Source organism: Polaromonas sp. P1_A2 (genome assembly GCF_056406895.1).
Map to the genome: position 1 here is coordinate 519,585 of NZ_JBFTZI010000004.1, position 26,278 is coordinate 545,862.

Annotated in this window: 26 protein-coding genes; 17 read left to right on the plus strand and 9 right to left on the minus strand. The window is 65.7% G+C overall.

Translation table 11 applies throughout. From position 1 onward, the window contains the following. Positions 1-5 precede the first annotated feature (5 nt). The 3 genes from AC1D09_RS18415 to AC1D09_RS18425 all read left to right on the plus strand — a co-directional run bounded on the left by AC1D09_RS18415 (position 6) and on the right by AC1D09_RS18425 (position 3,386). Positions 6-995 carry an L-threonylcarbamoyladenylate synthase gene (locus tag AC1D09_RS18415; RefSeq protein ID WP_477662073.1) on the plus strand — a complete coding sequence of 330 codons (990 nt, stop codon included), beginning with the start codon at positions 6-8 and terminating at the stop codon, positions 993-995. Positions 996-1,169: 174 nt separating this feature from the next. Then, positions 1,170-2,717, plus strand: coding sequence for a hypothetical protein (locus AC1D09_RS18420; RefSeq protein WP_477662072.1), 1,548 nt, complete (start codon positions 1,170-1,172; stop codon positions 2,715-2,717). 45 nt (positions 2,718-2,762) lie between these two features. Then, positions 2,763-3,386, plus strand: coding sequence for a LysE family translocator (locus AC1D09_RS18425; protein WP_477662071.1), 624 nt, complete (start codon positions 2,763-2,765; stop codon positions 3,384-3,386). Positions 3,387-3,393: 7 nt separating this feature from the next. On the opposite strand, the gene cutA is transcribed toward AC1D09_RS18425, so the two are convergent. Continuing rightward, positions 3,394-3,783, minus strand: coding sequence for a divalent-cation tolerance protein CutA (gene cutA, locus AC1D09_RS18430; protein ID WP_477662070.1), 390 nt, complete (start codon positions 3,781-3,783; stop codon positions 3,394-3,396). Between the two features lie 169 nt (positions 3,784-3,952). After that, positions 3,953-5,470 (minus strand): D-alanyl-D-alanine carboxypeptidase/D-alanyl-D-alanine endopeptidase, encoded by a 1,518-nt coding sequence (dacB, locus tag AC1D09_RS18435; protein WP_477662069.1) that lies wholly within the window; start codon positions 5,468-5,470, stop codon positions 3,953-3,955. 112 nt (positions 5,471-5,582) lie between these two features. Here dacB and tsaB point away from each other — a divergent pair, with 112 nt between their 5' ends. Genes tsaB through AC1D09_RS18450 form a run of 3 tightly spaced genes read left to right on the plus strand, consistent with a single transcriptional unit; the run spans position 5,583 to position 7,578 of the window. Beyond that, a complete protein-coding gene (gene tsaB, locus AC1D09_RS18440) occupies positions 5,583-6,332 on the plus strand; it encodes a tRNA (adenosine(37)-N6)-threonylcarbamoyltransferase complex dimerization subunit type 1 TsaB (RefSeq protein WP_477662068.1) in 750 nt (249 codons plus the stop codon). After that, on the plus strand, positions 6,329-6,808 hold the full coding sequence (gene rimI / locus AC1D09_RS18445; RefSeq protein ID WP_477662067.1) for a ribosomal protein S18-alanine N-acetyltransferase: 480 nt from the start codon (positions 6,329-6,331) through the stop codon (positions 6,806-6,808). Before tsaB ends, rimI begins: the two co-directional genes overlap by 4 nt. Then, positions 6,805-7,578 (plus strand): uracil-DNA glycosylase family protein, encoded by a 774-nt coding sequence (locus tag AC1D09_RS18450; RefSeq protein ID WP_477701164.1) that lies wholly within the window; start codon positions 6,805-6,807, stop codon positions 7,576-7,578. Before rimI ends, AC1D09_RS18450 begins: the two co-directional genes overlap by 4 nt. Positions 7,579-7,584: 6 nt before the next feature. On the opposite strand, the gene AC1D09_RS18455 is transcribed toward AC1D09_RS18450, so the two are convergent. Then, positions 7,585-8,475 (minus strand): DMT family transporter, encoded by an 891-nt coding sequence (locus tag AC1D09_RS18455; protein WP_477662935.1) that lies wholly within the window; start codon positions 8,473-8,475, stop codon positions 7,585-7,587. An 81-nt stretch (positions 8,476-8,556) separates the two neighbouring features. On the opposite strand from AC1D09_RS18455, the gene pyrF reads away from it, so the two are divergent. Both pyrF and AC1D09_RS18465 read left to right on the plus strand, forming a co-directional pair. Then, positions 8,557-9,381 (plus strand): orotidine-5'-phosphate decarboxylase, encoded by an 825-nt coding sequence (gene pyrF / locus AC1D09_RS18460; protein WP_477662934.1) that lies wholly within the window; start codon positions 8,557-8,559, stop codon positions 9,379-9,381. 14 nt (positions 9,382-9,395) lie between these two features. Continuing rightward, the gene (locus AC1D09_RS18465; protein WP_477662933.1) at positions 9,396-9,947 is read left to right on the plus strand and encodes a hypothetical protein; all 552 of its coding nucleotides are present in this window, start codon (positions 9,396-9,398) and stop codon (positions 9,945-9,947) included. Positions 9,948-10,028: 81 nt separating this feature from the next. On the opposite strand, the gene AC1D09_RS18470 is transcribed toward AC1D09_RS18465, so the two are convergent. The 5 genes from AC1D09_RS18470 to AC1D09_RS18490 are packed head-to-tail and all read right to left on the minus strand — an operon-like array spanning position 10,029 to position 15,986. After that, a complete protein-coding gene (locus tag AC1D09_RS18470; RefSeq protein WP_477662932.1) occupies positions 10,029-10,850 on the minus strand; it encodes an amidohydrolase family protein in 822 nt (273 codons plus the stop codon). 47 nt (positions 10,851-10,897) lie between these two features. Beyond that, positions 10,898-11,905, minus strand: coding sequence for an NAD(P)-dependent oxidoreductase (locus AC1D09_RS18475; protein WP_477662931.1), 1,008 nt, complete (start codon positions 11,903-11,905; stop codon positions 10,898-10,900). 32 nt (positions 11,906-11,937) lie between these two features. Beyond that, entirely contained in the window at positions 11,938-12,987 is a 1,050-nt protein-coding gene (locus AC1D09_RS18480; RefSeq protein WP_477662930.1) for a LacI family DNA-binding transcriptional regulator, read from the minus strand. Positions 12,988-13,020: 33 nt separating this feature from the next. After that, positions 13,021-14,955 (minus strand): TRAP transporter large permease, encoded by a 1,935-nt coding sequence (locus AC1D09_RS18485; RefSeq protein ID WP_477701165.1) that lies wholly within the window; start codon positions 14,953-14,955, stop codon positions 13,021-13,023. Positions 14,956-14,957: 2 nt separating this feature from the next. Beyond that, the gene (locus AC1D09_RS18490) at positions 14,958-15,986 is read right to left on the minus strand and encodes a TRAP transporter substrate-binding protein (protein WP_477662928.1); all 1,029 of its coding nucleotides are present in this window, start codon (positions 15,984-15,986) and stop codon (positions 14,958-14,960) included. Positions 15,987-16,428: 442 nt separating this feature from the next. Here AC1D09_RS18490 and AC1D09_RS18495 point away from each other — a divergent pair, with 442 nt between their 5' ends. The 8 genes from AC1D09_RS18495 (at position 16,429) to AC1D09_RS18530 (ending at position 24,150) form a co-directional block, all read left to right on the plus strand. After that, positions 16,429-18,033 (plus strand): ABC transporter substrate-binding protein, encoded by a 1,605-nt coding sequence (locus AC1D09_RS18495; protein ID WP_477701168.1) that lies wholly within the window; start codon positions 16,429-16,431, stop codon positions 18,031-18,033. A 14-nt stretch (positions 18,034-18,047) separates the two neighbouring features. After that, positions 18,048-19,142, plus strand: a complete 1,095-nt coding sequence (locus AC1D09_RS18500) for an ABC transporter permease (RefSeq protein WP_477662927.1) — start codon at positions 18,048-18,050, stop codon at positions 19,140-19,142. Beyond that, positions 19,139-20,053: a nickel transporter permease gene (nikC, locus tag AC1D09_RS18505; RefSeq protein ID WP_477662926.1), complete on the plus strand. Its 915-nt coding sequence runs from the start codon at positions 19,139-19,141 to the stop codon at positions 20,051-20,053. Before AC1D09_RS18500 ends, nikC begins: the two co-directional genes overlap by 4 nt. Continuing rightward, positions 20,050-20,898, plus strand: coding sequence for an ABC transporter ATP-binding protein (locus tag AC1D09_RS18510; protein WP_477662925.1), 849 nt, complete (start codon positions 20,050-20,052; stop codon positions 20,896-20,898). Before nikC ends, AC1D09_RS18510 begins: the two co-directional genes overlap by 4 nt. 29 nt (positions 20,899-20,927) lie before the next feature. Beyond that, the gene (locus tag AC1D09_RS18515) at positions 20,928-21,686 is read left to right on the plus strand and encodes an ABC transporter ATP-binding protein (protein ID WP_477662941.1); all 759 of its coding nucleotides are present in this window, start codon (positions 20,928-20,930) and stop codon (positions 21,684-21,686) included. 73 nt (positions 21,687-21,759) lie between these two features. Next, positions 21,760-22,731, plus strand: a complete 972-nt coding sequence (locus AC1D09_RS18520; RefSeq protein ID WP_477662924.1) for a dipeptidase — start codon at positions 21,760-21,762, stop codon at positions 22,729-22,731. Between the two features lie 28 nt (positions 22,732-22,759). Next, entirely contained in the window at positions 22,760-23,206 is a 447-nt protein-coding gene (locus tag AC1D09_RS18525; protein ID WP_477662923.1) for an acyl-CoA thioesterase, read from the plus strand. Positions 23,207-23,229: 23 nt separating this feature from the next. Further along, positions 23,230-24,150, plus strand: coding sequence for an EamA family transporter (locus AC1D09_RS18530; RefSeq protein WP_477662922.1), 921 nt, complete (start codon positions 23,230-23,232; stop codon positions 24,148-24,150). On the opposite strand, the gene AC1D09_RS18535 is transcribed toward AC1D09_RS18530, so the two are convergent. After that, complete coding sequence (locus AC1D09_RS18535; protein ID WP_477662921.1) at positions 24,125-25,063, minus strand: LysR family transcriptional regulator; 939 nt, start codon at positions 25,061-25,063, stop codon at positions 24,125-24,127. The genes AC1D09_RS18530 and AC1D09_RS18535 overlap by 26 nt on opposite strands. A gap of 103 nt (positions 25,064-25,166) precedes the next feature. Here AC1D09_RS18535 and AC1D09_RS18540 point away from each other — a divergent pair, with 103 nt between their 5' ends. Next, a complete protein-coding gene (locus AC1D09_RS18540; RefSeq protein WP_477662920.1) occupies positions 25,167-25,811 on the plus strand; it encodes an NAD(P)-dependent oxidoreductase in 645 nt (214 codons plus the stop codon). Positions 25,812-26,278: the final 467 nt, after the last annotated feature.

Consider the following 26,278-nt stretch of genomic DNA (forward strand, 5'->3'; position numbering starts at 1 on the left):
TTCCGATGATTTTGTCCGGCACCGATCCACAGGCCATTGCTGAGGCCGCCCGCCGTATCCAGGCCGGCGAACTGGTCGGCTTCCCGACAGAAACGGTGTACGGCCTGGGTGCCGACGCGTCCAGCGACAGCGCCGTCGCCGGCATTTTTGCGGCCAAGGGCCGGCCGGCGGACCATCCGCTCATCGTGCATGTGGCCGACGCCGCGCATGTAGAGGCTTATGCGAGCGGCGTGCCGCCGTTTGCGGCGCGCCTGATGCAAGCCTTCTGGCCCGGGCCGCTCACGGTCATCCTGCCGCGCAAGCCCGGCGTCGCCGCGGCCGCCGCCGGCGGCCAGGATTCCATTGGCCTGCGCTGTCCCGCACACCCTGTCGCGCTGGCCTTCCTGAAGGCCTGCGACACCGGCGTGGCCGGCCCCAGCGCCAACCGCTTTGGCCGCGTCAGCCCCACCACCGCGCAGCATGTGCGCCAGGAGTTCGGCGACGGCCTGCTGGTGCTGGACGGCGGCCCCTGCGACGTCGGCATAGAGTCCAGCATCGTCGACTGCACGCGCGGCCGGCCCGTGCTGCTGCGCCCCGGCGTGCTCACGCGCGCGCAGCTCGAGGCAGCTTGCGGTGAGGCCGTACTTGGTAAGGATGAATTCGAGCAGCAGGCCCTGGGCGATGCGCCGCGCGCCTCCGGCACGCTGGAAGCGCACTACGCCCCCAATGCCAAGCTGCGCCTGATGGACGCCGGGGCCATACAAACCGCGCTGGACCTGCTGGGCGCCGACGCGGCCCACATCGCGGTGTATGCCCGCAGCATTGTGCGCATCAAGTCCGAAAAAGTGCTGTACCGCCGGATGCCCGACGACGCGCTGGCTACCGCGCAGCAGCTGTTCGCCGTGCTGCGCGACTTCGACGCCAAGGGCGTCAAGCTGATCTGGGTCGAGAACCCGCCCCGCGATGCCGAATGGGACGGCGTGCGCGACCGGCTGGGGCGCGCGGCCGCGAGTTGAGGGCATGCCTGAACGCGCTGCGGTATAAACGAAACTCCGCCGGCAGGGGCGGCGGCTGCGTGGAACGCGGAGCAGGCGAACTTCTGGTCGCGCCCTGTCTGAGCCGCAGGCTGCAGATATGAGGCCGAAAACCGCCCGAGCGAAGAATCGACATCGACATGGAAGGCTCGCATTTTGAAACCCTATGAGTTAGGTGAGTCTTTAAGCACCGCGTCCGCGAACACCCTGCAAGCCGGTTCTTGGTTGAAGCTCTGGCGTATTTCAGCTTTGGTGACCATCATCGTTGCGTTGATTTTCATCAGCGTCATGCCCCAAGTGGCCAATGACTTCTGGCTGCAGGCAAAAGTGGGGGAACTTATCGCCCGGGATCACACCATCCCGAAGACCATTCTGTTTCCGTTCACGGAGATACGTGACGCCCATTTCAATGCGCACGAGTGGTTGCCGTCCCTGATGTTTTACTGGTTGATCCAGCTCGTTGGCGAGGATGGTCTGCCCCTGGTCATGGGCGTCGCCGGTGTCGCGCTGTTCTGCCTCATGGCATGGCTTGCCTACAGGCGTAGCGAAAAGAATTTGCCGGTTGCCTTGCTGTTGGGCTTTCTGGCCGTGGGTGTGGAGAATCAACGCCACTTCCTGCGCCCTGAGCTGGTTTCGCTATTTCTCCTTGGTTTTTACTGGCTTTTGCTGGAGGCCTGCCGTCAGAGGCCTCGGCCCCTGACATGGGCGGGTGCCTTGCTCGTGGTGATTCTTTGGGCCAACACACATGGGTCTTTTATCCTGGCACCCGTCATCGCGGCGATTTATGCCGTGGGCCTGTGGCTGGACGCACTTCGTTTAGGTGCCGCGGGTGACCCGCGTCAAAAGCGAATCTCCAAGGCATTCGCCCTTTTCTCCATAGCCGCCCTGGCTGCATCCCTGGTCAACCCCGCCGGCCTGGAACTCTTGCAGTTTGTCGTGAACTTTGCGCACGCCGATGCGGACAAGGTGATGATCAATGAATGGATGCCAACTTTTATGCCGGGGTGGCGTGAAATCCCGGCTATATGGATAGGGCTTGGCTGTGCCGCCTTCACCGGGGCGGTGATGCTGCTTCAATGGCGCAGGCTCAGCGCCGTGGACCTGCTGTTGTTTTTGATGTTCCTGATCCTGGCGCTCAATACTGTCCGATTTCTCGTTTATATGGGCATGGTCGGGGCGTTTGTGCTTTCAGCTCTGGCACCGACAGGGTCTCAGAACGCAAAGTCGCGCGTCTGGGGCTACGCGATCTGCACCCTTGCGGCCGCGTTGGTGTTGGGCCTGGCTTCGCAATTCGGCAATACTTCCGGTGCTTTTCCTCATTCCGCGAAAGGGATGAATTCGAGCTACACCAGCTTCATGGTCAAAAAGTTGAATGCCCCTGATTTGCAAGGGAACGTGATCAACTCTTACGAACTGGGAGCTGAGCTGGTCTATCGAGCCTATCCGCGGCTCCGTCCCTCCATCGATTCGCGGGTCGACTCCTACGGAGCCGAGTACACGCGGCGAAATGCGCAGCTGGTCCGCGACGATGCGTTGCTCACGGAATTTTTGAAGAAATACGATGTGCGCTACATGCTGTTGAACCATCAGGATTTCCGGTCCCTCGAGAAATTGCCAAGCTGGACCAGCGGTCGCTGGACCATCCGGGCCATGGACCAGCGGGCCGTGCTGCTGCAAAGAAGCGACCTGCCCGCGGCGCCTTGACCGGAAGGCGCCCGCGCTGTCGACATCACTGCCTATAGGACGACCATGCTCTCCATCCTCCTCACCATCTGGTTTCTCCACGTCGCGGCCATGATGAGTCCCGGCGCCAACGTGCTGCTGGTCTCGCAGCTCGCGGCCAGCGACCGTGCGCGCAGCGCGGTGTTCGCGGCCCTGGGTGTGACGGCGGGGGCGGCTATCTGGGCGCTCTGCGCGGTGCTGGGCGTCAATGCGGTCTTTCAGGTCTTTCCGGGGCTGCGCCTGGCGCTCCAGGTAGCCGGCGGCCTGTACCTGCTGTATGTGGCGAGCCGGCTCTGGCGCTCCGGCGGCGTGGCGCTGGGCAATAGCGGCCCCACGGTGTCTTCGCCGGCGGCTTTCCGGCTTGGCTTTTTGACCAACATCACCAACCCCAAGTCAGCGCTGTTTTTCGGCAGCGTGTTTGCCGCATCATTCCCGGCATCGCCCAGTCCGGCGCTGCAGGCAGCGGCGGTCGCCATGATCGTGGCCAATGCGCTGTGCTGGCATACCTTGCTGGCTTACCTGTTCTCGCGGGAGCGGGTGCGGCTGGCCTATGCCCGCACGCGTGGGACGGCCGACCGTATCGCCTCGGTGGCTGTGGGCGCATTGGGCCTGGGGCTGTTGGCAGCCTCCTTGCGCGAGGCGCGGTCTTAAACGGTTTTTAAGGCAGCGCGAACTGCCCCTCGGGCTCAGGCTCGTCCGGCCCGCCCTGCGTTTCTTCATCGAGCCATTGCAAATAGGCCGCGGAACCCGCGGTGATCGGTATCTGCACAATCTCCGGTGTTTCGTAGCCGTGGTGCGCGCTGATGAAGCGCTCCAGCGCCGCGTAGCGCGCCAGCGGCGTTTTGACCGACAGGCGAAACTCCGTTTCGTCGCAAAGCCTGCCCTGCCAGCGGTAAATGCTCTGGATGGGCTGGATCTGCACGCAGGCGGCCAATCGGGCTTCGACAATGGCTTGGGCCAGGCTTTGTGCTTCCTGCGCCGTGGCCGTTGTGGTCAGCACGAGGCAGTACGCCTTGTTACTGTTGGGGGAGGGGCTGGCTGCTTGCATGGTGAGGCTCCGGTTCAGCCTGCCGCGCCGGGCAGGCGGCTGCCCAAATTTCAGGCATTGTGGCGCAAGCCGCGCCGGATGGGGTTTTGGCCCTCAAGCCCCGGGGTCATCAACAGCTTTGTCCACACCCCCCAGGGATAACTTGCACGCTCCGGGGCCGAAAAATTCCCTAGCGGGCCGCTTCTTTCACGGTCCATTCCAGCAGCGCGTCCAGCGCCGGGCGCGCGGCGCCGGCGTTCGGGTGGTTGATGAGCCCCACCACGATATACCGCGTGCCGCTGTGGCCGTTGGCGTAACCCGCGATCGCGCTCACGTCGCGCAGCGAGCCGGTCTTCAGGAAGGCCAGCCCCGCCACGTTTTTGCCGCGCTCGCGCAGCGTGCCGTCCACACCCGCCACGGGCAGCGAATCGGCAAAGTCCGCGGCCAGCGGGCTTCTGGCGGCATGCAGCAGCAGGGCCGACAGGGCCGCCGCCGTCACGCGCTCCTGGCGGCTCAGGCCTGAGCCGTTGTCCATCAAGGGCGGCGCCGTGCCTGGCAGGTTTTTTTTCCACCAGGCGGCCAGCGCCGCATGCGCCGAATCGAGCGTGCCGCTTTTGGGCTGGCCCAGGCCGGCATGCAGGCCCAGCGTCAAAAAGACGTGTTGGGCCATCACGTTGTTCGAATATTTGTTGATGTCGCGCACCACTTCCAGCAGCGGCGGCGACTGGTGCTCAAACCGTATCGAGGCTTTTTCGCCCGAGAGCGTGCCGGTGCTGCGCAGCATGGCCAGTTCCTGCGGCGTGGCGTCGCGCGCGGTGCCGGTCAGCAGCCCGCCCAGCTGGCGCCATGAGCCCTCGATGGCGCGCGCGGCAAAGCTGGCCGGGTCGGCATAGGCGCTGGGCCAGACTTTTTCGCCGCAGGCCGATGAATAGGTGCCGAGGAATTCGATGTTGAGCGGGTTTTCGACGCTGGCGCGCAACTCGCTGCGCCAGTCGCCGCAGCGCGCCACGCGCACCAGGGGCACGCTGGCGCCCACCTGCACGCCCGCCAGCGGCGGCTCGTAGCGCACCAGCGCGCGGCCGCTGGGCAGGTCCGGCGTGAACGTCATCACGATGGACTTGAAGTTGATGAGCAGCGCGTCGGGCCGCGCGTTGTAGGGCCGCAGCGGCTCGCCGTCGAATTCGCCCGGGTCGGTGGCGGGCACGCTGAAGGCGCTGCGGTCCAGCACGATGTCGCCGCGAACCACCCGCGCGCCGCCGGCCTGCACCTGGGCCAGCAGGGCCTGCAGGCGCTCCACGACGAGTTTGGGGTCTCCTCCGCCCTGCACCACCAGGTTGCCGCTCAGCAGGCCGCCCGAGGTGCTGCCGTCCAGTATCACCCTGGTTTTCCAGGTGAAGTCGCGCCCCAGCGCGTCCAGCGCCGAGTAGGTGGTGACCAGCTTCATGACCGAAGCCGGGTTCATCGGCGTGTCTATGCGCCAGCTCAGGCGCGGCACCGGCTTGCCGCTGGCCGCTTCGACCACCAGCATGGACACCGCGTCGCGCGGCACCTTGGCGCGCGCCAGGGCTTTTTCGATCGGGGCGGGCAGGCGCGGGGCTTGCGCCAGGGCGGTACGGGGAATGCAGGGCAGGGCGGCGATCAGCGCGGCGGCCAGCAGGCCCCGCGCGAGGGCATGCGGCGCGCGCGGGCGCGGCGGGTCTTGGGTCATGCGGGGATTATCGCGGCAGCGCGCCGGCCATTGGCGGGGATAATCGAGGTGCACCTGCCCGCCAGCCCCTTTAATCAAGCGCTGCCGGCCCTCGATACACCCGACCGACCGCATGCCTCCATTCCTCAAATTCCTCGCCTTTGACACCAGCACCGACCGCATGTCGGTGGCCGTGACCGACGGCGCGCGGACCTGGCAGCACAGCGGACCGGGCGGCGCGCAGGCCTCGACCACGCTGATCCCGGCCGTCCTCGCGTTGCTGGCCGAAGCCGGGCTGGCGCTGGGCGAGCTGGACGCCATCGCCTTCGGGCGCGGCCCGGGCTCGTTTACCGGCCTGCGCACCGCCTGCGCCGTGGCCCAGGGCCTGGCCTTGGGCGCCAGGAACGGCGCCGGCATGCCGGTACTGCCCATAGACACGCTGATGGCGGTGGCCGAGGAAGCGCGCTCGCAGCAGGCCGGCGCCAAGCCGTCCACCATCACGGCGCTGCTCGACGCGCGCATGGACGAGATGTATGTGCAAAGCTTTGAATTCAGCGATGGCCAGTGCCGCGCGCTGGGCGAATGCGAGCTGCTGCGGCCCGAGGACTTTGTGCCCGATGCGGCGGCCGGGCTGCTGGCCGGCAATGTGTTTGCCGTCTACGCCGGGCGCCTGCCGGCCGCCATGCCCGCGCAGGCCGAGGCCCTGCCCACGGCCGCTGCCTTGCTGCGTCTGGCGCCCATGCTGGCCGCCGCCGGGCACTGCGTGAGCGCAGAGCTTGCCCTGCCGCTTTACGTTCGCGATAAAGTAGCGCTCACCACCGAGGAGCGCGAGCAGGTCAAGGCCGCCAAGCTCCTCGCTGAGGCCCCGCCCCTTTCACCATGAACGCCATCCTCAAACCCCTGGAAGCCCAGTTCGAAGCCATGACGTCCGCCTGGCTGGACGCGGTGCTGCGGGTGGAGCAAAGCGCCTACAGCCAGCCCTGGACCCAGGGCAACTTCCTCGATTCGCTCAATGCCGGCTACCAGGCGCAGCTGCTGACCGCCGGCAACGCCCCCGACGCCCGGCTGCTGGGCTACTTCGTGGCCATGAAGGGCGTGGACGAGGTGCACCTGCTCAACATCACTGTCGCACCTGAACACCAGCGCCAGGGCTGGGCCCGCATCATGCTCGACGGCTTGGCCATCTGGTCGCGCGCCCAGGGCGCGCAGTGGCTGTGGCTGGAAGTGCGTGTGAGCAATGCGCGCGCCAAGGCGGTGTACGAGAGCTACGGCTTTCGCCATGTCGGCACGCGCCGCAATTACTACCCGGCCGGCGCCTCCGCGCGCGAAGATGCCGTGGTCATGAGCCTGGCCCTATGAGCCTGGACCTCGACAAACGGCACCGCGCCATGCTGCGCGAGATGGGTGTGCGCGTGTGGCTGCCGCAGGCGGCGCCCGCGGCTGAAGCGGTGATGGACGCGGCTGTTGCCCGCGCCGGCGCAGTGGCAAGCCCCGCGGCAGCCCTGCCGCAAGCCACGCCGGCGGCGGCCCCCGTGGCGCGCGAAGCGCCGCCGCCGCTGCGCACCCCGCCCCCTCGCGCGCCGGTGGCCGCGCCGACCGCCGAAGCGCGTGAAGCCGCCGCACCCAATATCTCAGGCGCCTGGAGCATGGGCGCGGCCCAGGCTTTGTATGCCGAGGCCGCCCATGACCAGGGTGCGCGCTGGCTGGTGCTGGCCGAAACACCGGCGGCCGCGCTGCAACGCGAACCCTTCAACCCTTTCGAGGGCGATGCCGGCAAGCTGCTCGACAACATGCTGCGCGCCGCCCGCCTGCACAAGGCCGGCGTGGTGCTTCTCGCGCCGCTGGTGCGCGGCGCGGCGGCCGGTGTGGGTGCTGCCCTGCCCGAGGCGCTGCCGGCCCTGCTGGCCAGCGCGCAGCCCGACATCGTGCTGGTCATGGGCCGCTTGGCCGCGCAGGCCTTGCTGCAATCGAGTGAGCCCTTCGGCAGGTTGCGCGGCCAGGTGCACGCCCTGCACGGCGCACAGGCGGTGGTGACTTATGACGCCACCTATTTGCTGCGCAACCCCTCTGACAAGGCCAAGGCCTGGGATGACCTGTGCCTGGCCATGAGCTTGGTACTGTCCGGCTGATTTTTGTCAGGTTTTGGTGCTGCCGTCCCGGCTGGGCGCCAGCACCGAGGCGATCGCCGCCACCATCAGCAGCACCGCGGCCCAGTCCTGCCAGTGCAGCACCTCGCCCAGGCCCAGCGCGCCTGAAAACACCCCCAGGATGGGAATCATCATCACGCTCAGCGTCGAGGCCACGGGCGGCAGTGCGCGCGCCAGCGTGAACCAGGCCGCGTGGGCAAAACCGAAGATCAGCACCGCGTTGTAGACAATCGCCGCCCAGGCCGTGGGCGAAGGCGCTTTCCACTGCGGCAGCTCGAACGCCATGCCCAGCCCGCTCATCACCACGGCCGTCATGACCGTCATCCAGAACGAGATCGTCAAGGTTGCGGCCTCAATCGTGGTCTTGCGCAGCAGCTGCGTGCCCAGCGCCCACACGGCGGCCGCCACCAGCGCGCACAGCACGCCCAGCGGCCGGCCCGTCAGGTTGGTCAGCTCATACCAGAGCAGCAGGGCCACGCCCAGCGCCGCGGCGGCCACGCCCAGCCAGTTGCGCGGTTTGAGCTTGGCGCCGAAAAACCAGGCGCCCAGCAGCGCCGAAAAAATCGGCATGGTGTAACCCAGGATGGCGGCGCGCCCGCTGCTCAGGTTTTTCACCGCCAGGATGATGAGCGCATGCCAGACAAACATGTTCGCCGCCGCCAGCCAGAACAACTCGCGCCATTTGTCGCGCGGCACCAAAAACGGCACCTTGAGCAGCACCATGGCCAGGCCCAGCACCGGAATGCCCAGCCAGATCGAGATCGCGCGAAAGGTCAGCGGCGGGTAGTCCGCGACGCCCATCTTCATCACCGGCCAGTTCAGGCCCCAGACCAGGGTGAGCAGGACCAGGAGGACGAGTTGGCGTTGGGAGAGTTGCATGCAGGGTGGTCTGATGGTTTGCGCGATTGTCCCGTTTTGAGGCAAAACCTGCTGAAGAGCCACCTTCTTACAATATGGGGTATGACTTTCCTCGACATGCTGGGCGCCGCAGAACGCCAAAACAACTCCATGCTCTGCGTCGGCCTGGACCCGGAGCCGACCAAATTCCCCGGCAAGCTCAAGGGCGACGCCAACAAGATTTACGATTTCTGCGCCGCGATCGTCGACGCCACCGCCGACCTGGTGATTTCCTTCAAGCCGCAAATCGCCTACTTCGCGGCCCACCGCGCCGAAGGCCAGCTCGAACGCCTGATGGAGCACATGCGCCGCGTCGCACCCCAGGTGCCCATCATCCTGGATGCCAAACGCGGCGACATAGGCTCCACCGCCGAGCAGTACGCCAAGGAAGCGTTTGAGCGCTACGGCGCCGATGCGGTGACGCTTTCCCCCTTCATGGGTTTTGACTCGGTCGCGCCTTATCTGAAATACCAAGGCAAGGGCGCATTTTTGCTGTGCCGCACCTCCAACCCGGGTGGCGATGATTTGCAGAACCAGCGCTTTGCCTCCATTGAGGGGCAGCCGCTGCTGTATGAGCACGTGGCGCGCCTGGCGCAAGGGCCGTGGAACCTGAACGGCCAGCTCGGCCTGGTGGTGGGGGCGACTTACCCGGCGGAGATTGAGCGTGTGCGCGCTGTTGCGCCCACCTTGCCCTTGTTGATTCCCGGCGTAGGTGCGCAGGGGGGGGACGCCGTGGCCACGGTGCGTGCAGGCTGGAAACCCGGCGCTCCCATCATCGTCAACTCGTCACGCGCGATTATTTATGCGTCGTCCAATGACGATTTCGCTGAAGCCGCGCGGCGTGAGGCCTTGAAGACGCGCGACATGCTGCAGGCCGCACGCGGCTAGCGCGCTGATAGAGCATGGAAGATCCCCATCAGAAAAAGCCTTTCTGGGATCCTTCCTACGCCAAACCTATCGCCTATACCAGCCTGCTGGCGCTGGCGGTGTTTGTTGGCCTCACCGTGGCCGTGAAATCCATTGCGCTTCCTGCGGAGACGAAGTTACAACGCGGTTGGCAGGTTTCAGGCAAATACATCGATGAGAGTTCCAAGCGCGCCCGGGTAAGCAGAATCGGGGAAGCGTATGTGATTTGCTCTGCCTCTGCTTATGGTTCAAGAGGGGGCTGCGACCCTGCCTACAAGGGGAAAGAGGTCGTCGCCGAAATTGTGAGCATGCCTAGTTTCTATGGCGACGTGCTTGTCGTTGCCGAGATTCGCGAGGGTTACCGAACGATCTATTCAGTGTCGGATGCCGAGCTATTGAAGCGATGGGAGGAGCATTCTTCTTTCCTCACGAGAATCACGGCATTTTTTCTCATAGGCATCGCCGGAGCGTTCTTCTCGGTACTTGCCGAGCCCAAAGCACCTGGCAAAGCTCCAGGGTCCGGCAAGACCGGGGCAAGCACCCGTTAATCTGCCTATACGCCTGGTTGCTATTAAGCCAGGAGCAATGGTCTTCGCAGTCATTAGTCTAGAGCTATAAAACCCTGAAACTCACCGAAACCCGTACAGTCCCGCCGGGTTGTCGACAAGAACCTTCCGCCGGACAGCATCCGACGGCACCCAGGAAAACAGCAAGTCATAGAGGTCGACCTCGGAAGGCGGCGGATTGCGCCCCGGATGCGGCCAGTTGCTGGCCCACAGACAACGTTCTGGAAATTTTTCGGCCAGCGTGCGCGCGATCAGGCTCACATCGTCATAGCCGGGTGCGCCGATCTTCGAGGTCTCATACGGCGCCGACAGCTTGATCCACACATTGCCCGTGTCCAGTACACGCAGCAGCGACTGGAAGGCGGGATGCTCGGGCTTGACGGGTTCGAGGAACTTGCCGTTGTGGTCTATCACCAGCTTGCAGGGCAGGCGCTTGAGCATTTCTTCATGCTCAGGGAAATTGCGCCCGTCGAGTTGCAGGTTGACCATCCAGTCCATGGCGGCCAGGCGCGCCGCCATGGGCTCGAGCGAACTCCATTCCAGCACCGGGTTGATCATCATGTAGCGCACGCCGCAGATGCCGCCGTCGTGCAGGCGCCGCAGTTCGGCATCCGTCACCTCGGGCGCCACCAGCGCGATGCCGCGGCCGCCCTCGCCGAGCTGCGCCACGGCGTCCAGCGTGCAGCTGTTGTCAAAGCCGTAGGCCGAGGGCTGGACGATGACGGCGCGGCTCAGGCCCAGGGCTTGTTGCACTTCGCGGTAAGTGGCCACCGGCAAATGCGGCGGCACCCAGGCCACGTTGGGCACCATGGGGTATTTGTCTTCGTAGATATGTACGTGGCAGTCGCAGGCGCCGGCATAGGTTTTGTTCTGGGTGGCTTGCATGATGAAAGGAAGGGCTTTCGCAAAAAGAGGGGAAGTAAGGACGGTACTCAGGCCGGCTGCGGCGCCTGGGTTGCCTGCTGCCATCGGTGGGCTTGCGCCGCGTTCACCGCGCCCTGCGGCGCGCGCCCTTGCAGCAGTTCAGCCACCTGGGCCACGGTTTCCATGGCCTGGTGCTCCACCGCGGGCGGCGTGAGGCCGCCTATATGGGGCGAGGCGATCACGCGCGGGTGCGCGGCCACGCGCGGCGAGGGCATCTGGTCGGGCGCGCGGCCCACGTCGACGGCGCAGCCGGCAATCGTGCCGGCGTCCAGCGCGGCGATCAGCGCGTCATCATCGACCAGGTTGCCGCGCGAGGCGTTGATGAAAAACGCGCCGGGCTTCATGGCCGCGAAGGTGGCGGCGTTCATCAAATTCTCGGTGGCTTCCGTCGCGGCGGCCAGGCAGACCACGTAGTCGGAACGCTGCAGCAAGGGCAGCAGCTCGACCTGTTCAAGCTCCTTGCGGCCGGTCGGCGTATAGGGGTCGTGCACCACGATGCGCATGCCCAGCGCCAGCGCCACGTCGCAGAGGTAGCGGCTGATCTGCCCGTAACCGATCACGCCCAGCGTGGCGCCGCGCAGCTCGCGGCCCATGGCGGGCAGCACGGGCCGGCCCGCGTGGTAGTCGGCCGCGGCCCTGCTGATGTGGCGGCTCAAATCAATCATCACGCCGACAATCCATTCGCTGACCGAGGGGATAAAACCCGCGCTGGCCTGGGTGACCAGCACGCCGTGGCGGCTGGCGGCCGGCACGTCGATGTTGCGGATGTCGATGGCGCAGCGTACAAAGGCCAGCAGGCGCGGCAGGCCGGCGAACAGCGCCTCGTCGCCCACCGTCTGGCGGTAGGAAATGATGACCTCGCTGCCGGCGGCCAGCGCGGCCAGTTCGCTGGAGGAAAGGTCGGTGTCGCCCGGGTTGAAGCGCACCTCGGCGAAGGCCCGCAGCGCGGCGATCGCGCGGTCGCCGAAGTAGTGCCCGAGCTTGCTTTGGGGGTGGCTGACAAAAACCGTTGCCATTCAAAAACCTTGTGTTCAGTTCGTACCAAAAATCAGCGCCCGCGGGCCTGGTATCTCACGGCGGAATCGCGCGCCACCAGCGTGGGCTGGAAGATGTATTCCCGGGTCTCTATGGAAGGGTCGGCCAGCCGGCTCATCACGCGTTCGACCATGACCTGCGCCATCTCGGGCACCGGCAGGCGCACGCTGGTCATGGCCGGGTGCATCAGGGTGGAGAGGAACACGTTGTCGATGCCGATCACCGACACGTCTTCGGGCACGGCCAGGCCCGTGTCGCGAAAACCCGCCATCAGGCCGAAAGCCATCAGGTCGTTGACGCCTATCACGCCGGTGGGCCGCTCGGGCCCTTGGGCCAGCAGGCCGGCCTGGGCGCGGCCGACTTCGCTCATCATGGAGTCCCCGTACTCGTCGACCGGCGTGCCTTCGACGACGCGGGCGCTGCCCTCCAGCCCCGCGTTTTTGGCGGCTGCCATAAAGCCGGCGATTTTTTCGTTACGGCTCATGGTGCGGCCGGCCGGCGTGACAAACGCCAGGCGGTGGTGGCCCAGGTCTATCAGGTGCTGCGTGGCGATGCGCGCCGACTCGAAGCTGTCCACCGTGACGTGGTCGACGATGGAGCGCCTGTTCGGCGTGGCGCGCCTGTCGTAGCTCACCATCACCATGCCGCGTTCGGCCGCGGCCTCCACGTGCTGCTCGTCGATCAGCGAGGAGATGATGATCACGCCGCGCACGCCGTGGGCCAGCAGGTCGTCGAAGAAGCGCGTCTCCTTGTCCCTGTCGCGGTAGGTGTTGCCTATCATGATGCGAAAGCCGTAGCGCTCCTGCGCCAGGGTTTCGATCTCGCGCGCGATGAAGCCGTACATGGGGTTGGCCATGGACGGCACCAACAGGCCTATCAGCGGCGTGTAGCCGGTCTTGAGCTGGCGCGCCGTGGAGTTGGGCCGGTACTTGAGCTCGGCGATCGCGGCTTCCACGCGTGCCAGCGTCTCGGCGGCCATGCGGTTGGCACGGCCGTTGAGCACGTTGGACACGGTACTGGTGGAAACCCCGGCCAGGCTGGCGACATCTCGGATCTTGCTCACGGCGTTTGTCTTTTCATCAAGGTTTGAAGGCGGTCACAGCCCCATGCGGGTCGGGAGCCACAGCGAAAATTGCGGCACCAGCACCAGCAGGATAAGCGTGACGAACAGCACCGCCAGGTATTTCATCATGGGCCGGGCCACGTCCTTGACGTGCGTGCCGGTGATGGCGCAGGTGGCGAACAAGCCCAACCCGACCGGCGGCGCGAACAAGCCCAATCCCATGGCAATCACCATGACGGTCCCAAAATGTAATGGATTGACGCCCAGCTGGGAGGCAATCGGCGTCAGCAGGGGGCCGAAAATGATCAGCGCGGGCGCGCCCTCCAGCACGGCGCCGAAGACGATCATGATGAGCACCGAAAGAATCACGAACATGGTGCTGCCGTAGGCATGCGCAAAACCGATCATGAAAGTCGACAGGTATTGCGGGATCTGCTGTATGGTCAGCGCAAACGACACGCTGGACGCCGCCGCCACGATAAAGAGGATGCCGCCGGCCATGGAGGCCGAGCGCACAAAGAGCTGCGCCACCGACCTCGCCGTGAGCTCGCGAAACGCCATCCAGCCCACCACCAGCGCATAGACCACGGCAAAGGCCGAGACCTCGGTGGAGGTTGCCACGCCCGAGGTCACGCCCTTGCCGATCATGGCCACCATGATGAGCGCCACCATGGCGCCGCCCAGCAGGCGCAGCATCGGCGTGCGCACGTCAAAGGCCTCGTCGGGGTTGATGCGCGTGCCCACGTAAACCGTCACCGCCGCCAGCGACAGCGCCAGCACGGCCGCCGGCACCAGCCCGGCCATGAAGAGGCCGGCAATCGAGATGTTGGCGACAAAGCCCATGATGATCATGTTGATGCAGGGCGGGATGGTCTCAGCCATCACGGCGGTGCAAGCCAAGAGGCCCGCGGTCTCGTTCGGGTCCTGTTTGGTCTTGCGCACGGCCGGCATGATGATGCCGCCCACTGCCGCGATGTCGGCCAGCTTGGAGCCCGACACGCCCGAGAAGAAGGCGGTCGCCGTGATGGTGATCAGCCCCAGTCCGCCGCGCACCCGGCCGAACATGCGCAGCAGCAGTTCAATGAGGCGGGACGACATGCCGTTGGACTCCATCAGCAGCCCGGCCAGCACAAAAAAGGGAATCGCCAGCAGCACATAGTGGTCGGTGCCCGCCATCACCTGCTGCGAATACACCAGCATGGGCAGGGACGGGTCGGCCATGAAGAACACCAGGGAGGACAGGCCCAGCACAAAGGCAATCGGCACGCCCAGCAGCAGCCCGCCCAGGAAGCCGGCGGTCAGCAGCATCCAGGGTTTGACGGCCAGGCCGGGCAGCAGCATGTTCCAGCCCACCACCGCCGCCACCATGGCGATGCCGATTCCCAGCGTGGACCAGACCACGCGCGAAGGCCCGTTGACCGCGTTGGCGATGCCGAACAGGGTCATGAACAGGCTGCCGATCACGACGGGGAAGGTGTAGATCCATTGGGGCAGGCCTATGGGCGTGGTGCTGGACCAGGAGTCCACCAGCAGGCCGACCGAGGAGACGAAGAGGCTGGCCGAAACCCCCACGATGATCCAGCTCGCGAACTGGACCAGCGCCGGCTGCCAGCGCGCGGGCAACAGGCCGCGGAAGATGTCCACGCCCACATGCTGGCTGCGCGCCAGGACGGTTGCCGCGCCGAAAAACACCAGCACGATCATCAGCGCGCGCGCCACTTCCTCGGCCCAGTCAAAGGGCTCGTGCAGGAAGTAACGAAACACCACCGAGGCAAACACCACCAGCACGTCGACGGCCAGCACCGCGCCCGCGACGTACTCGGTCATGCGCATCAGCCAGGCCAGCCAGCGGCCCGGCGAATGGCCGACGCTGAAGCCGGGCGCCGAGGCCTGCGCCGGGTTGTGGGACGGGGCTGGGGGGCTGGCGGCCGCGGTACCGGGCAGGGCCGCCGACAGGCTGGCTTCCATGCTCAGCCCCGTGCCGCGCTGATGGCCGTGAACAGCGGCGCGGTTTCAGGGTATTGCTTGGCAAAGCCGGCCCAGAGTTTGGTTTCCATTTCCTTGCGCACCTGGTCGCGCTCGTTTTTGGCCATGGGCGTGAAAGTGATGCCGAGTTTCTTCAGGTCTTCTATGCCCTGCAGGCCTTTTTCGGTGCCGGTCTTGCGCAGCTGCACCGTCGAATCGGCGGCGGCCTTCATGAAGGCCGGGCGCAGCTCGGCCGGGATCCGCTCTATGCCGCGCTTGCCCATGATGCAGACCATGGGGCTGAACAGGTGCTCCGTCATCCAGCAATGCTTGACCACCTCGTTGAGCTTGCTGGCCAGCACCGTACCCGAATCGTGTTCAAAGCCGTCGACCACGCCGGTCTGCGCGGCCATGTAGAGCTCGCCGAAGGAAATCGGCGTGGGGATGGCGCCCATGATCTTGAAGGTCTCGATAAAGGCCGGCGTCGGCAGCACGCGCAGCTTGACGTTCTTGATGTCGGCCAGCGACTTGACCGGCTGCTTGGTGTAGACATTGCGGGCGCCGTAGTGCGCGCTCCAGGTGATGACCTGGCAGCCGGTGCTTTTTTGCAGCATCTCGTTGAGCTTGGCGCCCACGCCGCTGTCCAGCGCCTTGGCCACATGCTCGTAGCTGTCGAAGAGGTAGCCCAGGTCCAGCATGCCCAGCTGCGGCGTCACCGTGGCCCAGATGGACGAGCCGGTCAGCATCATGTCGATGGAGCCGACCTTGACCTGCTGCACCACGTCGCTTTCCTTGCCGAGCTGGTTGTTGGGAAAGTAGTCGATGCGTATCTTGTCGCCCACGGCCTTCTTGAGGTTGGCCTCCATGAGCTGCTGCCAGGCGAAGTGCGAGGAATTGAGGTCGGGCAGGTGCGCGGACGACAGGCGTAGCGCGACGGCGGACTGGGCCTTGGCCAGGCCCGAAAACCCCGTCGCCATGGCAACGGAGGCGGCAGAAGTGGCCTGGACAAAGCGGCGGCGTGAAAGTGAACCCATTTTTTGTCTCCTGATGTGTTTTACGGTGCGCTGGGGAATTTCGGCGTTCTTTGTAGAACGATTTACTGTATCGTTACACCAAATTGGCCGTCAAGCCGGGTGGGCGCGGTTTTGCTAGGTGTTTTCCTCCGTAAACCGGTGTTTGGGCGCAGCTTTGCCGCCGGCGGCAAAAGCGCCATGAAATCCCTGGAGACAGACCCGACGCCCCTTTTTGGTTCGTTCGGCAATCGCGGAAAACCCGGGTCTTGACGCGAGCGGGCAGCGGCGCAGAATGCATCAGCTGCCGAGCTTGTATGTACAAGTTACGAGCGGCAACCAGCGGGGCATATGGGCACGGTTCGTGCTCTCCTCTAAAGCCTCCCAGGGCCAGGGCGCAGCCGCCACAAGCGGCCCAGCGCATTCTTTTTGAACCGTCCAACAGAAGGAAACCATCTTGAACCACATGCTCCCCCTCATCAGCCGCCGCGTGCTCTGCGCCACGGCCGCGGCCGCCATGCTGGCCTGCGGCGCCGGCGCCGCGCTGGCCGCCACGCCCAAGGACACGCTGGTGCTGGCATTCGGCTTTGACGACATCATCACCATGGACCCGGCCGAGGCCTTCGAGCTGTCCGCCGGTGAAGTCATGGGAAACACCTACGACCGCCTGCTGCGCCTGGACGTGAACGACCCGTCCAAGCTGGTGGGCGACGTGGCCAAGTCCTGGAATGTTTCGGCCGACGGCAAGACCTATACCTTCGAGATCAAGCCCGGCCTCAAATTCGCCTCGGGCAATCCGCTGACGGCGGAAGAAGTGGCCTACTCGCTGCAGCGCGCCGTGATGCTGGACAAATCGCCGGCCTTCATCCTCACGCAGTTCGGCTTTTCCAAGGCCAACGTCAAGGACAAGATCAAGGCCACCAGCCCGACCGTGCTGACCATGGAGACCGACAAAGCCTACGCGCCGACCTTCGTCTTCAACTGCCTGACGGCCAATGTGGCCGGCATTGTCGACATGAAGCTGGTGCAGTCCAAGGAGGTCAACGGCGACTGGGGTTATGCCTGGCTCAAGACCAACTATGCCGGCTCCGGCCCGCTCAAGCTGCGCGAGTGGCGCGCCAATGAAATCGTGGCGCTGGAGCGCAACGACAACTACTACGGCACCAAATCCAAACTCGCGCGCGTGATCTACCGCCACGTGAAGGAATCGGCCACGCAGCGCCTGCTGCTGGAAAAAGGCGATATCGACATCGCCCGCAACCTGAGCCCGCAGGACATCGCGGCGCTCTCGGCCAACAAGGACGTGAAGCTCACCTCCACACCCAAGGGCACGGTCTACTACATCAGCCTGAACCAGAAGAATCCCAACCTGGCCAAGCCCGAAGTGCGCGAAGCCATGAAATACCTGGTCGACTACGGCGCCATCGGCGACACGCTGATCAAAAACATCGGCGTGGTCAACCAGAACTTCCTGCCGCAGGGCCTGCTGGGCGCCAGCACCGAAAAGCCCTACAAACTCGACGTGGCCAAGGCGAAACAGCTGCTGGCCAAGGCCGGCCTGCCCAACGGCTTCAAGGTGACCATCGACATGCGCACCATACAGCCGGTGCAGGGCATCACCGAAGCCTTCCAGCAGACGGCCAAGCAGGCCGGCATAGACATCGAGATCATTCCCGGCGACGGCAAGCAGACGCTGACCAAGTACCGCGCGCGCACCCACGACATGTACATAGGCCAGTGGGGCGCCGACTACTGGGACCCGCATTCGAACGCCGACACCTTCACGCGCAACCCCGACAACGCCGATGACGCCAAGGCCAAGCCCCTGGCATGGCGCAATGCCTGGGCGATTCCCGAGCTGACCAAGCAGTCGGACGCCGCCGTGCTGGAGCGCGACGCCGGCAAGCGCAAGAAGATGTACGAGGAGCTGCAGGCCGAGTTCCGCAAGACCAGCCCCTTCATCATGCTGTACCAGCAGACCGAGGTGGCGGCCTACCGCAGCAACGTCGACGGCCTGAAGCTGGGCCCGACCTTCGACAGCAACTACGTGTTCAACGTGTCCAAGCACTGACGGCTCCACCGACTTTGGCCATCCCCGATCCCACGGCCGCCGGCGTGGCGCCGCTCAGCGCGGTGAGCACGCGCACGGCCGGCCAACGCCTTGCACCCCACGCCAGGAGCTTTGGCAACTTCCTGGTGGTGATACTGCTCACCTACCTGGGCCTGCTCGCGGTGACCTTTTTCATAGGCCGGGTGATCCCGATAGACCCGGTGCTGGCCATCGTGGGCGACCGGGCGCCGGCCCATGTGATCGCGCGCGTGCGTGAAGAGCTGGGGCTGGACAGGCCGCTCTACCAGCAGTTCTACATCTACCTGGGCAAGGTGCTCAAGGGCGACTTCGGCACCTCGGTGCTGACCGCCAACCCGGTGATGACGGACATCAAGCGCGCTTTTCCGGCAACGCTGGAGCTGGCCAGCCTGGGCATCTTGATAGGCGCGGGCCTGGGCGTGCCGCTGGGCGTGTGGGCGGCGGTGCGGCGCGGCAAGCTGGTGGACCAGGTGGTGCGCGTGATAGGCCTGGTCGGTTATTCGGTGCCCATCTTCTGGCTGGGGCTGATGGCACTGGTGGTGTTTTATGCGCGCCTGGGCTGGGTCTCGGGGCCGGGCCGCATCGACGTCAGCTATGAATACACGCTCACGCCCGTCACCGGCCTGTTGCTGCTGGACACCGCCATGGCCGGCGAGTGGGAGGCTTTTCGCAATGTGTTTTCGCACCTGATACTGCCGGCCTCGCTGCTCGGTTATTTCGCGCTGGCCTACATCAGCCGCATGACGCGTTCCTTCATGCTCAACGAACTCGCGCAGGAATACGTGATCGCCGCGCGCGCCAAGGGTTTGTCGGAGTCGCGCATCATCTGGCGCCACGCGCTGCGCAATGCCATGGTGCCGCTGGTGACGGTGATCGCGCTGTCCTATGCCGGCCTGCTCGAAGGCTCGGTGCTGACCGAGACCGTGTTCGCCTGGCCGGGCCTGGGCCTGTACATCACCAACTCGCTGCAGAACGCCGACATGAATGCGGTGCTGGGCGGCACCATCATCGTGGGCTCGATTTTTGTGGGGCTGAACCTGCTCTCCGACGTGCTCTACAAGCTGCTCGATCCAAGGACCCGCATTCGATGACTTCCAAAGCCGCATCCTTGCGCAGCTGGCTGGACACCGACAGGCCCACCTCGCGCCGCCAGGCCTTTATGGGCCGGGTCTACCACGGCTGCCGCGATTTTTCGCGCAACCGGCTGGCCATGCTGGGCCTCTTTATCGTGCTGGGCCTGGTGGGGGTGGCGATCTTTGCCGAGCTGCTGGCGCCTTATTCGGCCTATACCGGCGACCTGCGGACCACACGCCTGCTGCCGCCCTCGTGGACGCACTGGTTCGGCACCGACGACCAGGGGCGCGACATCTTTTCGCGCATCATCATCGGCTCGCGCATCACGCTGATGGTGGTGATCCTGGTGGCGGTGCTGGCCGCGCCGCTGGGCCTGATCGTCGGCACCGTGGCCGGTTATGCCGGCGGCTGGGTCGATGCGGTGCTGATGCGCATCACCGACATATTTCTCGCGTTTCCGCGCCTCATCCTGGCACTGGCCTTTGTTGCGGCGCTGGGCCCCGGCATACAGAACGCGGTGATCGCGATTGCCATCACCTCCTGGCCGCCTTATGCGCGCATGGCGCGCGCCGAGACGCTGACGATTCGCCAGACCGACTACATCGCCGCCGTGCAGCTGCTGGGCGCCTCGCCCTGGCGCATCGTGCTGGGCCACATCATGCCGCTGTGCCTGTCCTCGGTGATCGTGCGCGTCACGCTGGACATGGCCGGCATCATCCTGACGGCCGCCGGCCTGGGCTTTCTGGGCCTGGGCGCGCAGCCGCCCATGCCGGAGTGGGGCGCGATGATCGCCAACGGCCGCCTGTATGTGCTGGACCAGTGGTGGGTGGCGGCCGCGCCCGGCGCCGCGATTTTTATCGTGAGCCTGGCTTTCAACCTGCTGGGCGACGGCTTGCGCGACGCGCTGGACCCCAAGGCGGCCAAATGACGGACGCCAACGTTCCTCTGCTGGTGGTTGACGATCTGTGCGTCAGCTTTCCGCGCCGCGGCGGCGGCATGACCGAAGCGGTGCGCGGCGTGTCTTTCAGCCTGGGCCGCGAGCGCCTGGGCATCGTCGGGGAATCAGGGTCGGGCAAGTCGCAGACCGGCCGCGCCATCATGGGGCTGACCGCACCGGAGGGCCGCATCAGCGCCAGGCGCCTGGAGTTTTCCGGCACGGACCTGCTTAACTGCGCGCCGGCGCAACGCCGCGCGCTGCGCGGCGGCCGCATCGCCATGGTGTTGCAGGACCCGAAGTTTTCGCTGAACCCGGTCATGACGATTGGCGCGCAGATCGTGGAGACGTTGCAGGCCCACACCCGCGTGTCGCCCGCGGAAGCCAAAAAACGCGCGCTCGCCGCGCTGGAGTCGGTGCGCATTGACGACCCGGCGCGCGTCTTCAGGCTCTACCCGCATGAGGTCTCGGGCGGCATGGGCCAGCGCGCGATGATCGCCATGATGCTGATCGCCGACCCCGACCTGCTGATCGCCGACGAGCCCACCTCGGCGCTGGACGTCACGGTGCAGCTGCAGGTGCTGTCCATACTCGACACCCTGGTGGCCGAGCGCGGCATGGGCCTGATATTGGTCTCGCACGACCTGCGGCTGGTGTCCACCTTCTGCGACCGCATTCTCGTGATGTATGCCGGCCGTGTGGTGGAAGAACTCGCTGCCGGCGGCCTGGCCCAGGCCAAACATCCCTACACGCGCGGCCTGATGGCCTGCCTGCCCAGGCTGGGCGCGTCCACCCATCCGCTGGCCACGCTGGACCGGAAACCGGAGTGGGCGCTGTGAGCGCGGCGAGCAGAGCCAAAGCGCTGGGCTTGGAGGCCAGCGGCCTGCGCGTCGAATACGACGGTTTTGTCGCGGTGGTCGGCACCACCTTTACCGTGAACCCCGGCGAGAGCTTCGGCATCGTCGGTGAATCGGGTTCGGGCAAGTCCACGGTGCTGCGCGCCATCTGCGGGCTGGCGCCGCGCACGGCCGGCACGGTGCGGTTGCTGGGCCAGGACAGCGCGCCCGGCAGCAAGGCCTTCAGGCGCCAGGTGCAGATGGTGTTCCAGGACCCTTATGGTTCGCTGCACCCGCGCCACACGGTGGACCGCATCCTGGCCGAGCCGCTGGCCATCCACGGCATCCTCGATGCGGAGGCGCGCATAGAGCGCGCGCTCGAGGAAGTCGGTTTGGGCACGGGCTTTCGTTTTCGCTATCCGCACCAGCTTTCGGGTGGGCAACGCCAGCGCATCGCGATCGCGCGGGCCTTGATCCTGGAGCCGCAAATCCTGCTGTTGGACGAGCCCACTTCGGCGCTGGACGCCTCGGTGCAGGCCGAGGTGCTCAACCTGCTCGAGGAGCTGCGGCGCCGGCGCGGCCTGACTTTCATCATGGTGAGCCATGACCTGGCCGTCGTCACCCATCTGTGTGAGCGGCTCATGGTGATGCAGCGCGGCCAGACGGTGGAGATGCTGCCTTCGGCCGACCTGGCGGCGCACAAGGTCACCAATGCCTACACACTGAGCCTGATGGAAGCTTCCACCGGTTTCAAGCGCCGCGCCGCGGCCGGGGTGGCCACCACGGCATAGTGGTGGCTATTCTTGACTGGCGCATCGGGCGTGCGCGTGTTTTAATTTCTTTTCACCCACGGAGGCCTCCGACATGATCAACTGGGAAGCCCATGCCTGCCTGCCGCTGCACCCGGCGGCCGACTTTTCGCCCATGGACGCCTTGCGCGCCGCCGGCGTCAACTATGTGTCCATCAACGTTGGCATGGACATGAACCCGGTGTCGCAAATCATGGCGGTGATCGCCGCCTTCCGCACCAGGATCGCGGCGAACCCGGATCGCTACCGACTGGTCTCCAGCGTGGAGGAGATCCGCGAAGCCGCCGCGGCGGGCGTACTCGCCATCGGCTTTGACCTCGAAGGCGCGATGCCCTTGCAGGAGCACACCGAGATGGTGGCGCTGTACCGCGAGCTCGGCGTGCGGCAAATCCACTTTGCCTACAACCGCAACAACAGCGTGGCCGACGGCTGCCATGACGAGGCGCGCGGCCTCACACCGCTGGGCCTGCGCATGGTGCGGGCCGTCAACAAGGCCGGCCTGCTCATGGACTGTTCGCACACCGGCCGGCGCTGCAGCCTGGACATCATGGCGGCTTCGTCAAAGCCGGTGATCTTCAGCCACGCCAACCCGCTGGCGCTGGTGGAGCACGGCCGCAATATCACTGACGAGCAGATACGCGCCTGCGCGGCCACCGGCGGCGTGGTTTGTATCTCGGGCGTGTCGGCCTTTCTCGGCACCCCCACGCCCGACGCAGGCGACATGGCGCGGCATGTGGCCTATGTGGCCGGCCTGGTGGGCGCGCAGCATGTGGGCATAGGCCTGGACATCAGCTTCCGCCAGGACGAGCTCAACGACAACCCGCCCGGCGACTACGACCCGGACTACTGGTGGCCCAAGGCTGCCGGTTATGACCGCAGCGTGCAGCGCATGACTTACACGCCGGTCGAAACCTGGCGGCTGTTGCCGGAGGCGCTGCGCCAGGTGGGCCTGGGCGCGGCCGAAATCGAGGGCGTGATGGGCGACAATATGATGCGTGTGGCCGGCATCGCCTGGCAGCACGCCTGAACATCCCGCAACCCACCGGCAGCTTCCCATGTCCTCCATCACGCTTCGTTTCCTGGCCGAACCCAGCACCGTCAACTTCGGCGGCAAAGTCCATGGCGGCACCGTCATGAAATGGATTGACGAGGCCGGTTATGCCTGCGCCACCAGCTGGGCCAAGCGCTACTGCGTGACCGTCTCGGTGGGCAGCATACGTTTTCAGCGCCCCATCATGATCGGCGACCTGGTCGAAGTCGAAGCCCGGCTGGCCTACACCGGCAAGACCAGCCTGAACATCTCGGTGGAAGTGCGCGCCGGCGACATGAAAGTCGGCCAGATGGCGGTGATCACCGAATGCCTGGTGGTATTTGTCGCGGTGGACCTGGACGGCAAGGCCCTGCCCGCCCAGGAATGGCGGCCCGAGACCCCCGGCGACGTCGCGCTGGCCCAGCGCGTCAAGGCGCACCTGGACGCCGCGCGCAGCATGCAGCTGTCCTGAGCCGCGCCTGTCTCGTTCCACTGATGCAAAGTAACTCCCTGACGAGCCGCGACCTGGCGGCCGCCCTGACCGTGGTCGTGCTGTGGGGCGTCAATTTTGTGGTCATGAAATTCGCGCTGCGCGACTTCACGCCGTTTCAGCTCGGCACGGCGCGGTATGTGTTTGCCGCGCTGCCCTTGGTGCTGCTGATACGCCCGCCCAAGATCGCGTGGAAGTGGATTGTGTTCTATGGCCTCTTCCAGGGTGTGGGGCAATTCGGCATCTTGTTTCTCGCACTCAAGGTCGGCATGACGGCGGCGCTGGCCTCGGTGCTGCAGCAGACCCAGGTGTTCTGGACGGCGCTGTTTGGTTTTGTGCTGTTGCATGAGCGCGCCAGCCGCCCGCTGCAGGCCGGCCTGGCGCTCGCGGCCCTGGGCCTGGCCTGCTTCGCGCTCAACTACGTGGGCACGGACGGCAGCAGCGCCACCACGCCGCTGGGTTTTGTGCTCACGCTTTGCGCGGCGGCCATGTGGGCCATGTCCAACATCGTGGCGCGCCGCGTGCAGCAGACTTACAAGGACTATTCGCCGCTGGCTTTTGTGGTGTGGAGCAGCCTGGTCGCGGTGCTGCCCTTTGCCGCGCTGTCCTGGGCTTTTGACCCCGAGCCCCTACGCTGGCATTGGCTGGAGGCACGCGCGTCGAGCTGGGCCGCCGTGGCTTACCTGGGCTGGGCCGCCACCATCCTGGGCTACGGCCTGTGGACCAACCTGCTCAAGCGCCACCCCGCGAACCGCGTTGCGCCTTTCAGCCTGGGTGTGCCCGTCGTCGGTCTGGCCACCGGCATGCTGGTGCTGGGCGAGGTCGTCACGGCCTGGCAATGGGCCGGTGTGGCTTTCGTGGTGGCCGCGCTGGCCTGTGTGATGCTGGGCGGGCTGGTGCTCAGGCCGCGCTCGCAGCAGGCTTGAGGTTGGCGGCCTGCGCCTCGCCAAACCAGGCTGCCAGCAGCTCCAGCGTGTAGCGCACCTTGGCCGGTTGCTCGCCGCGGCGCGGCGTGACGGCATACACCGGCACATCCGTCATGCGCCAGCCCGGAAGTATCGGCAGCAAACGGCCCTCGGCCAGCGCCGTGCGATCGTCCTCGCTCACCGCCATGCCTATGCCCCAGCCCGCGAGGTATAGCGCATGCAGCGCCGATACCTGCGATGCCTGCACGCGCGGCTCCAGCCGCAGGGTTTGCCGCTCCCCCTCCGGCCCCGTGAGTTCCAGCATGTCGACGCCGGCGGTTTGCGGCTTGCTCGCCAGCCAGTCGTGCTGCAGCAGGTCTCTTGGATGCGCGGGCCAGCCGCGTTCAGCCAGGTAGGCCGGGGAAGCGCAAAGCTGGCGCTTCATGACGCCGAGCTTGCGTGCCACCAGGGATGAGTCCGCCAACGAGCCGACGCGCAAAGCGATGTCTATGCGCTCTTCAACCAGGTCGATCAGCGTGTCGTCCAGCAGCAGGCACAGTGTGAGTTTGGGATGCCCGCGCAGCGGCGCCAGCGCTGCTGCCAGCAGGCTGCCAAAGCCGACAGGCGCTGTCAGGCGCAGTTCGCCCTCGGGTTCGTCGCGCAGGCGCACCAGGGCCTGCTCGGCCTCGCGCGCGGCGCCCACCATGGCCGCGCAACCGGCGTGGTAGCGCTCGCCGGCCTCGGTCAAGGTGATGCGCCGCGTCGAGCGATGCAGCAGCGCCAGGCCCAGCGCCTGCTCGAGCTGGCGCAAATGCTGGCTCACGGCCGAGGGCGTCATGCCCAGGCGGCGCGCCGCCGCAGTGAGTGAGCCCGCCGCCACCACCTCGGCAAAGACGGCCATGCGCTTGAGCTGGTCCAGGGATTTGTCACTCATTGATTAGTTGTACTTCACAGTGTTGTTGAATTTTGCCGTCTATTCAGCTGCTTGTGAAGCAACCAAACTAACAGCTTCTTTCAACCACAGGGCAATTTCCATCATGAACATCGCACTCATAGGCGCCACCGGTTTTGTAGGCGCACCGATTCTTTCCGAACTGCTGGGCCGCGGCCACAAGGTCACGGTGCTGGCCCGCAACCCCGGCAAAGTCGCGCCGCAAACCGGCCTCAAGGTCGTCGCCGCGGACGCGCTGGACGCCGGCCAGGTCGCCAGGGCCGTGGCCGGCCATGACGCTGTCATCAGCGCCTACAACCCCGGCTGGGGCGAGCCGAAGATTTACGACCTGCACCTGCAGGCCAGCCAGGCCATCGTGACCGGCGTCAAGCAGGCCGGCGTGAAGCGCCTGCTGGTGGTGGGCGGCGCGGGCAGCCTGTATGTGGCGCCCGGCCTGCAACTGGTGGACACGCCGCAGTTCCCCGCCGAATACAAACAGGGCGCGCTGGCCGCGCGCGAGGCGCTCAACCAGCTCAAGCTCGAAACCTCGCTGGACTGGAGTTTTGTCTCGCCTCCCATTGGGTTGGCGCCCGGCGAACGCAGCGGCAAATACCGGCTGGGGGGTGATGAGTTGCTGCCTGGCCAGGGCGACAAGCCGGCCGGAATCTCTGTGGCCGACCTGGCCGTGGCGATTGTGGATGAGGTGGAGACGCCGCGGCACATACGGCGCCGGTTTACGGCGGCCAATTAAGGCTGATTGGCCATGCAGCGGGGGGCTTGCCGGGTCTTGCTCCGGCTTGCGCGCCTGCTCCCTTTGCTGAGAGCTGCTGGCCGGGGGTTGCCCGGCGGCAACTCACTTTTCTTTTGCTTCGCCAAAAGAAAAGTAAGCAAAAGAAAAGGCGACCCTGGTGTCTGCGTCCCTTCGCTTCGCTACGGGCAACCTGCGGTGCTCGGTTCAGCCGGGGTCTCGCTAAACTCGCTACGTTTCACTTCGCTCAAACAACGCGATCCCTTATCCCCCAGACCCTGCGCACCTCGGCGCATACACAACGGGTGGGGAGAAAAAATACCAAGACAGACACCCACAAGCACTCGCAATGGCGAGTCCTTGTTAGTATTTGTCTTCTTGGTATTTCGGTATTCGGTTCCCGATCCCGATTGCCCCGTCCTGGCTGGGCCGAGGAGCGCAGAGACAAGCGGATCAGGGCCGGCGTTGTC

Coding starts and splice junctions, on each gene's coding strand:
- AC1D09_RS18415 (WP_477662073.1), top strand. CDS start 6: ATGATTTTGTCCGGCACCGATCCACAGGCCATTGCTGAGGCCGCCCGC.
- AC1D09_RS18425 (WP_477662071.1), top strand. CDS start 2,763: ATGCTCTCCATCCTCCTCACCATCTGGTTTCTCCACGTCGCGGCCATG.
- cutA (WP_477662070.1), bottom strand. CDS start 3,783: ATGCAAGCAGCCAGCCCCTCCCCCAACAGTAACAAGGCGTACTGCCTC.
- dacB (WP_477662069.1), bottom strand. CDS start 5,470: ATGACCCAAGACCCGCCGCGCCCGCGCGCGCCGCATGCCCTCGCGCGG.
- tsaB (WP_477662068.1), top strand. CDS start 5,583: ATGCCTCCATTCCTCAAATTCCTCGCCTTTGACACCAGCACCGACCGC.
- rimI (WP_477662067.1), top strand. CDS start 6,329: ATGAACGCCATCCTCAAACCCCTGGAAGCCCAGTTCGAAGCCATGACG.
- AC1D09_RS18450 (WP_477701164.1), top strand. CDS start 6,805: ATGAGCCTGGACCTCGACAAACGGCACCGCGCCATGCTGCGCGAGATG.
- AC1D09_RS18455 (WP_477662935.1), bottom strand. CDS start 8,475: ATGCAACTCTCCCAACGCCAACTCGTCCTCCTGGTCCTGCTCACCCTG.
- pyrF (WP_477662934.1), top strand. CDS start 8,557: ATGACTTTCCTCGACATGCTGGGCGCCGCAGAACGCCAAAACAACTCC.
- AC1D09_RS18465 (WP_477662933.1), top strand. CDS start 9,396: ATGGAAGATCCCCATCAGAAAAAGCCTTTCTGGGATCCTTCCTACGCC.
- AC1D09_RS18470 (WP_477662932.1), bottom strand. CDS start 10,850: ATGCAAGCCACCCAGAACAAAACCTATGCCGGCGCCTGCGACTGCCAC.
- AC1D09_RS18475 (WP_477662931.1), bottom strand. CDS start 11,905: ATGGCAACGGTTTTTGTCAGCCACCCCCAAAGCAAGCTCGGGCACTAC.
- AC1D09_RS18485 (WP_477701165.1), bottom strand. CDS start 14,955: ATGGAAGCCAGCCTGTCGGCGGCCCTGCCCGGTACCGCGGCCGCCAGC.
- AC1D09_RS18490 (WP_477662928.1), bottom strand. CDS start 15,986: ATGGGTTCACTTTCACGCCGCCGCTTTGTCCAGGCCACTTCTGCCGCC.
- AC1D09_RS18495 (WP_477701168.1), top strand. CDS start 16,429: ATGCTCCCCCTCATCAGCCGCCGCGTGCTCTGCGCCACGGCCGCGGCC.
- nikC (WP_477662926.1), top strand. CDS start 19,139: ATGACTTCCAAAGCCGCATCCTTGCGCAGCTGGCTGGACACCGACAGG.
- AC1D09_RS18510 (WP_477662925.1), top strand. CDS start 20,050: ATGACGGACGCCAACGTTCCTCTGCTGGTGGTTGACGATCTGTGCGTC.
- AC1D09_RS18520 (WP_477662924.1), top strand. CDS start 21,760: ATGATCAACTGGGAAGCCCATGCCTGCCTGCCGCTGCACCCGGCGGCC.
- AC1D09_RS18525 (WP_477662923.1), top strand. CDS start 22,760: ATGTCCTCCATCACGCTTCGTTTCCTGGCCGAACCCAGCACCGTCAAC.
- AC1D09_RS18530 (WP_477662922.1), top strand. CDS start 23,230: ATGCAAAGTAACTCCCTGACGAGCCGCGACCTGGCGGCCGCCCTGACC.
- AC1D09_RS18535 (WP_477662921.1), bottom strand. CDS start 25,063: ATGAGTGACAAATCCCTGGACCAGCTCAAGCGCATGGCCGTCTTTGCC.
- AC1D09_RS18540 (WP_477662920.1), top strand. CDS start 25,167: ATGAACATCGCACTCATAGGCGCCACCGGTTTTGTAGGCGCACCGATT.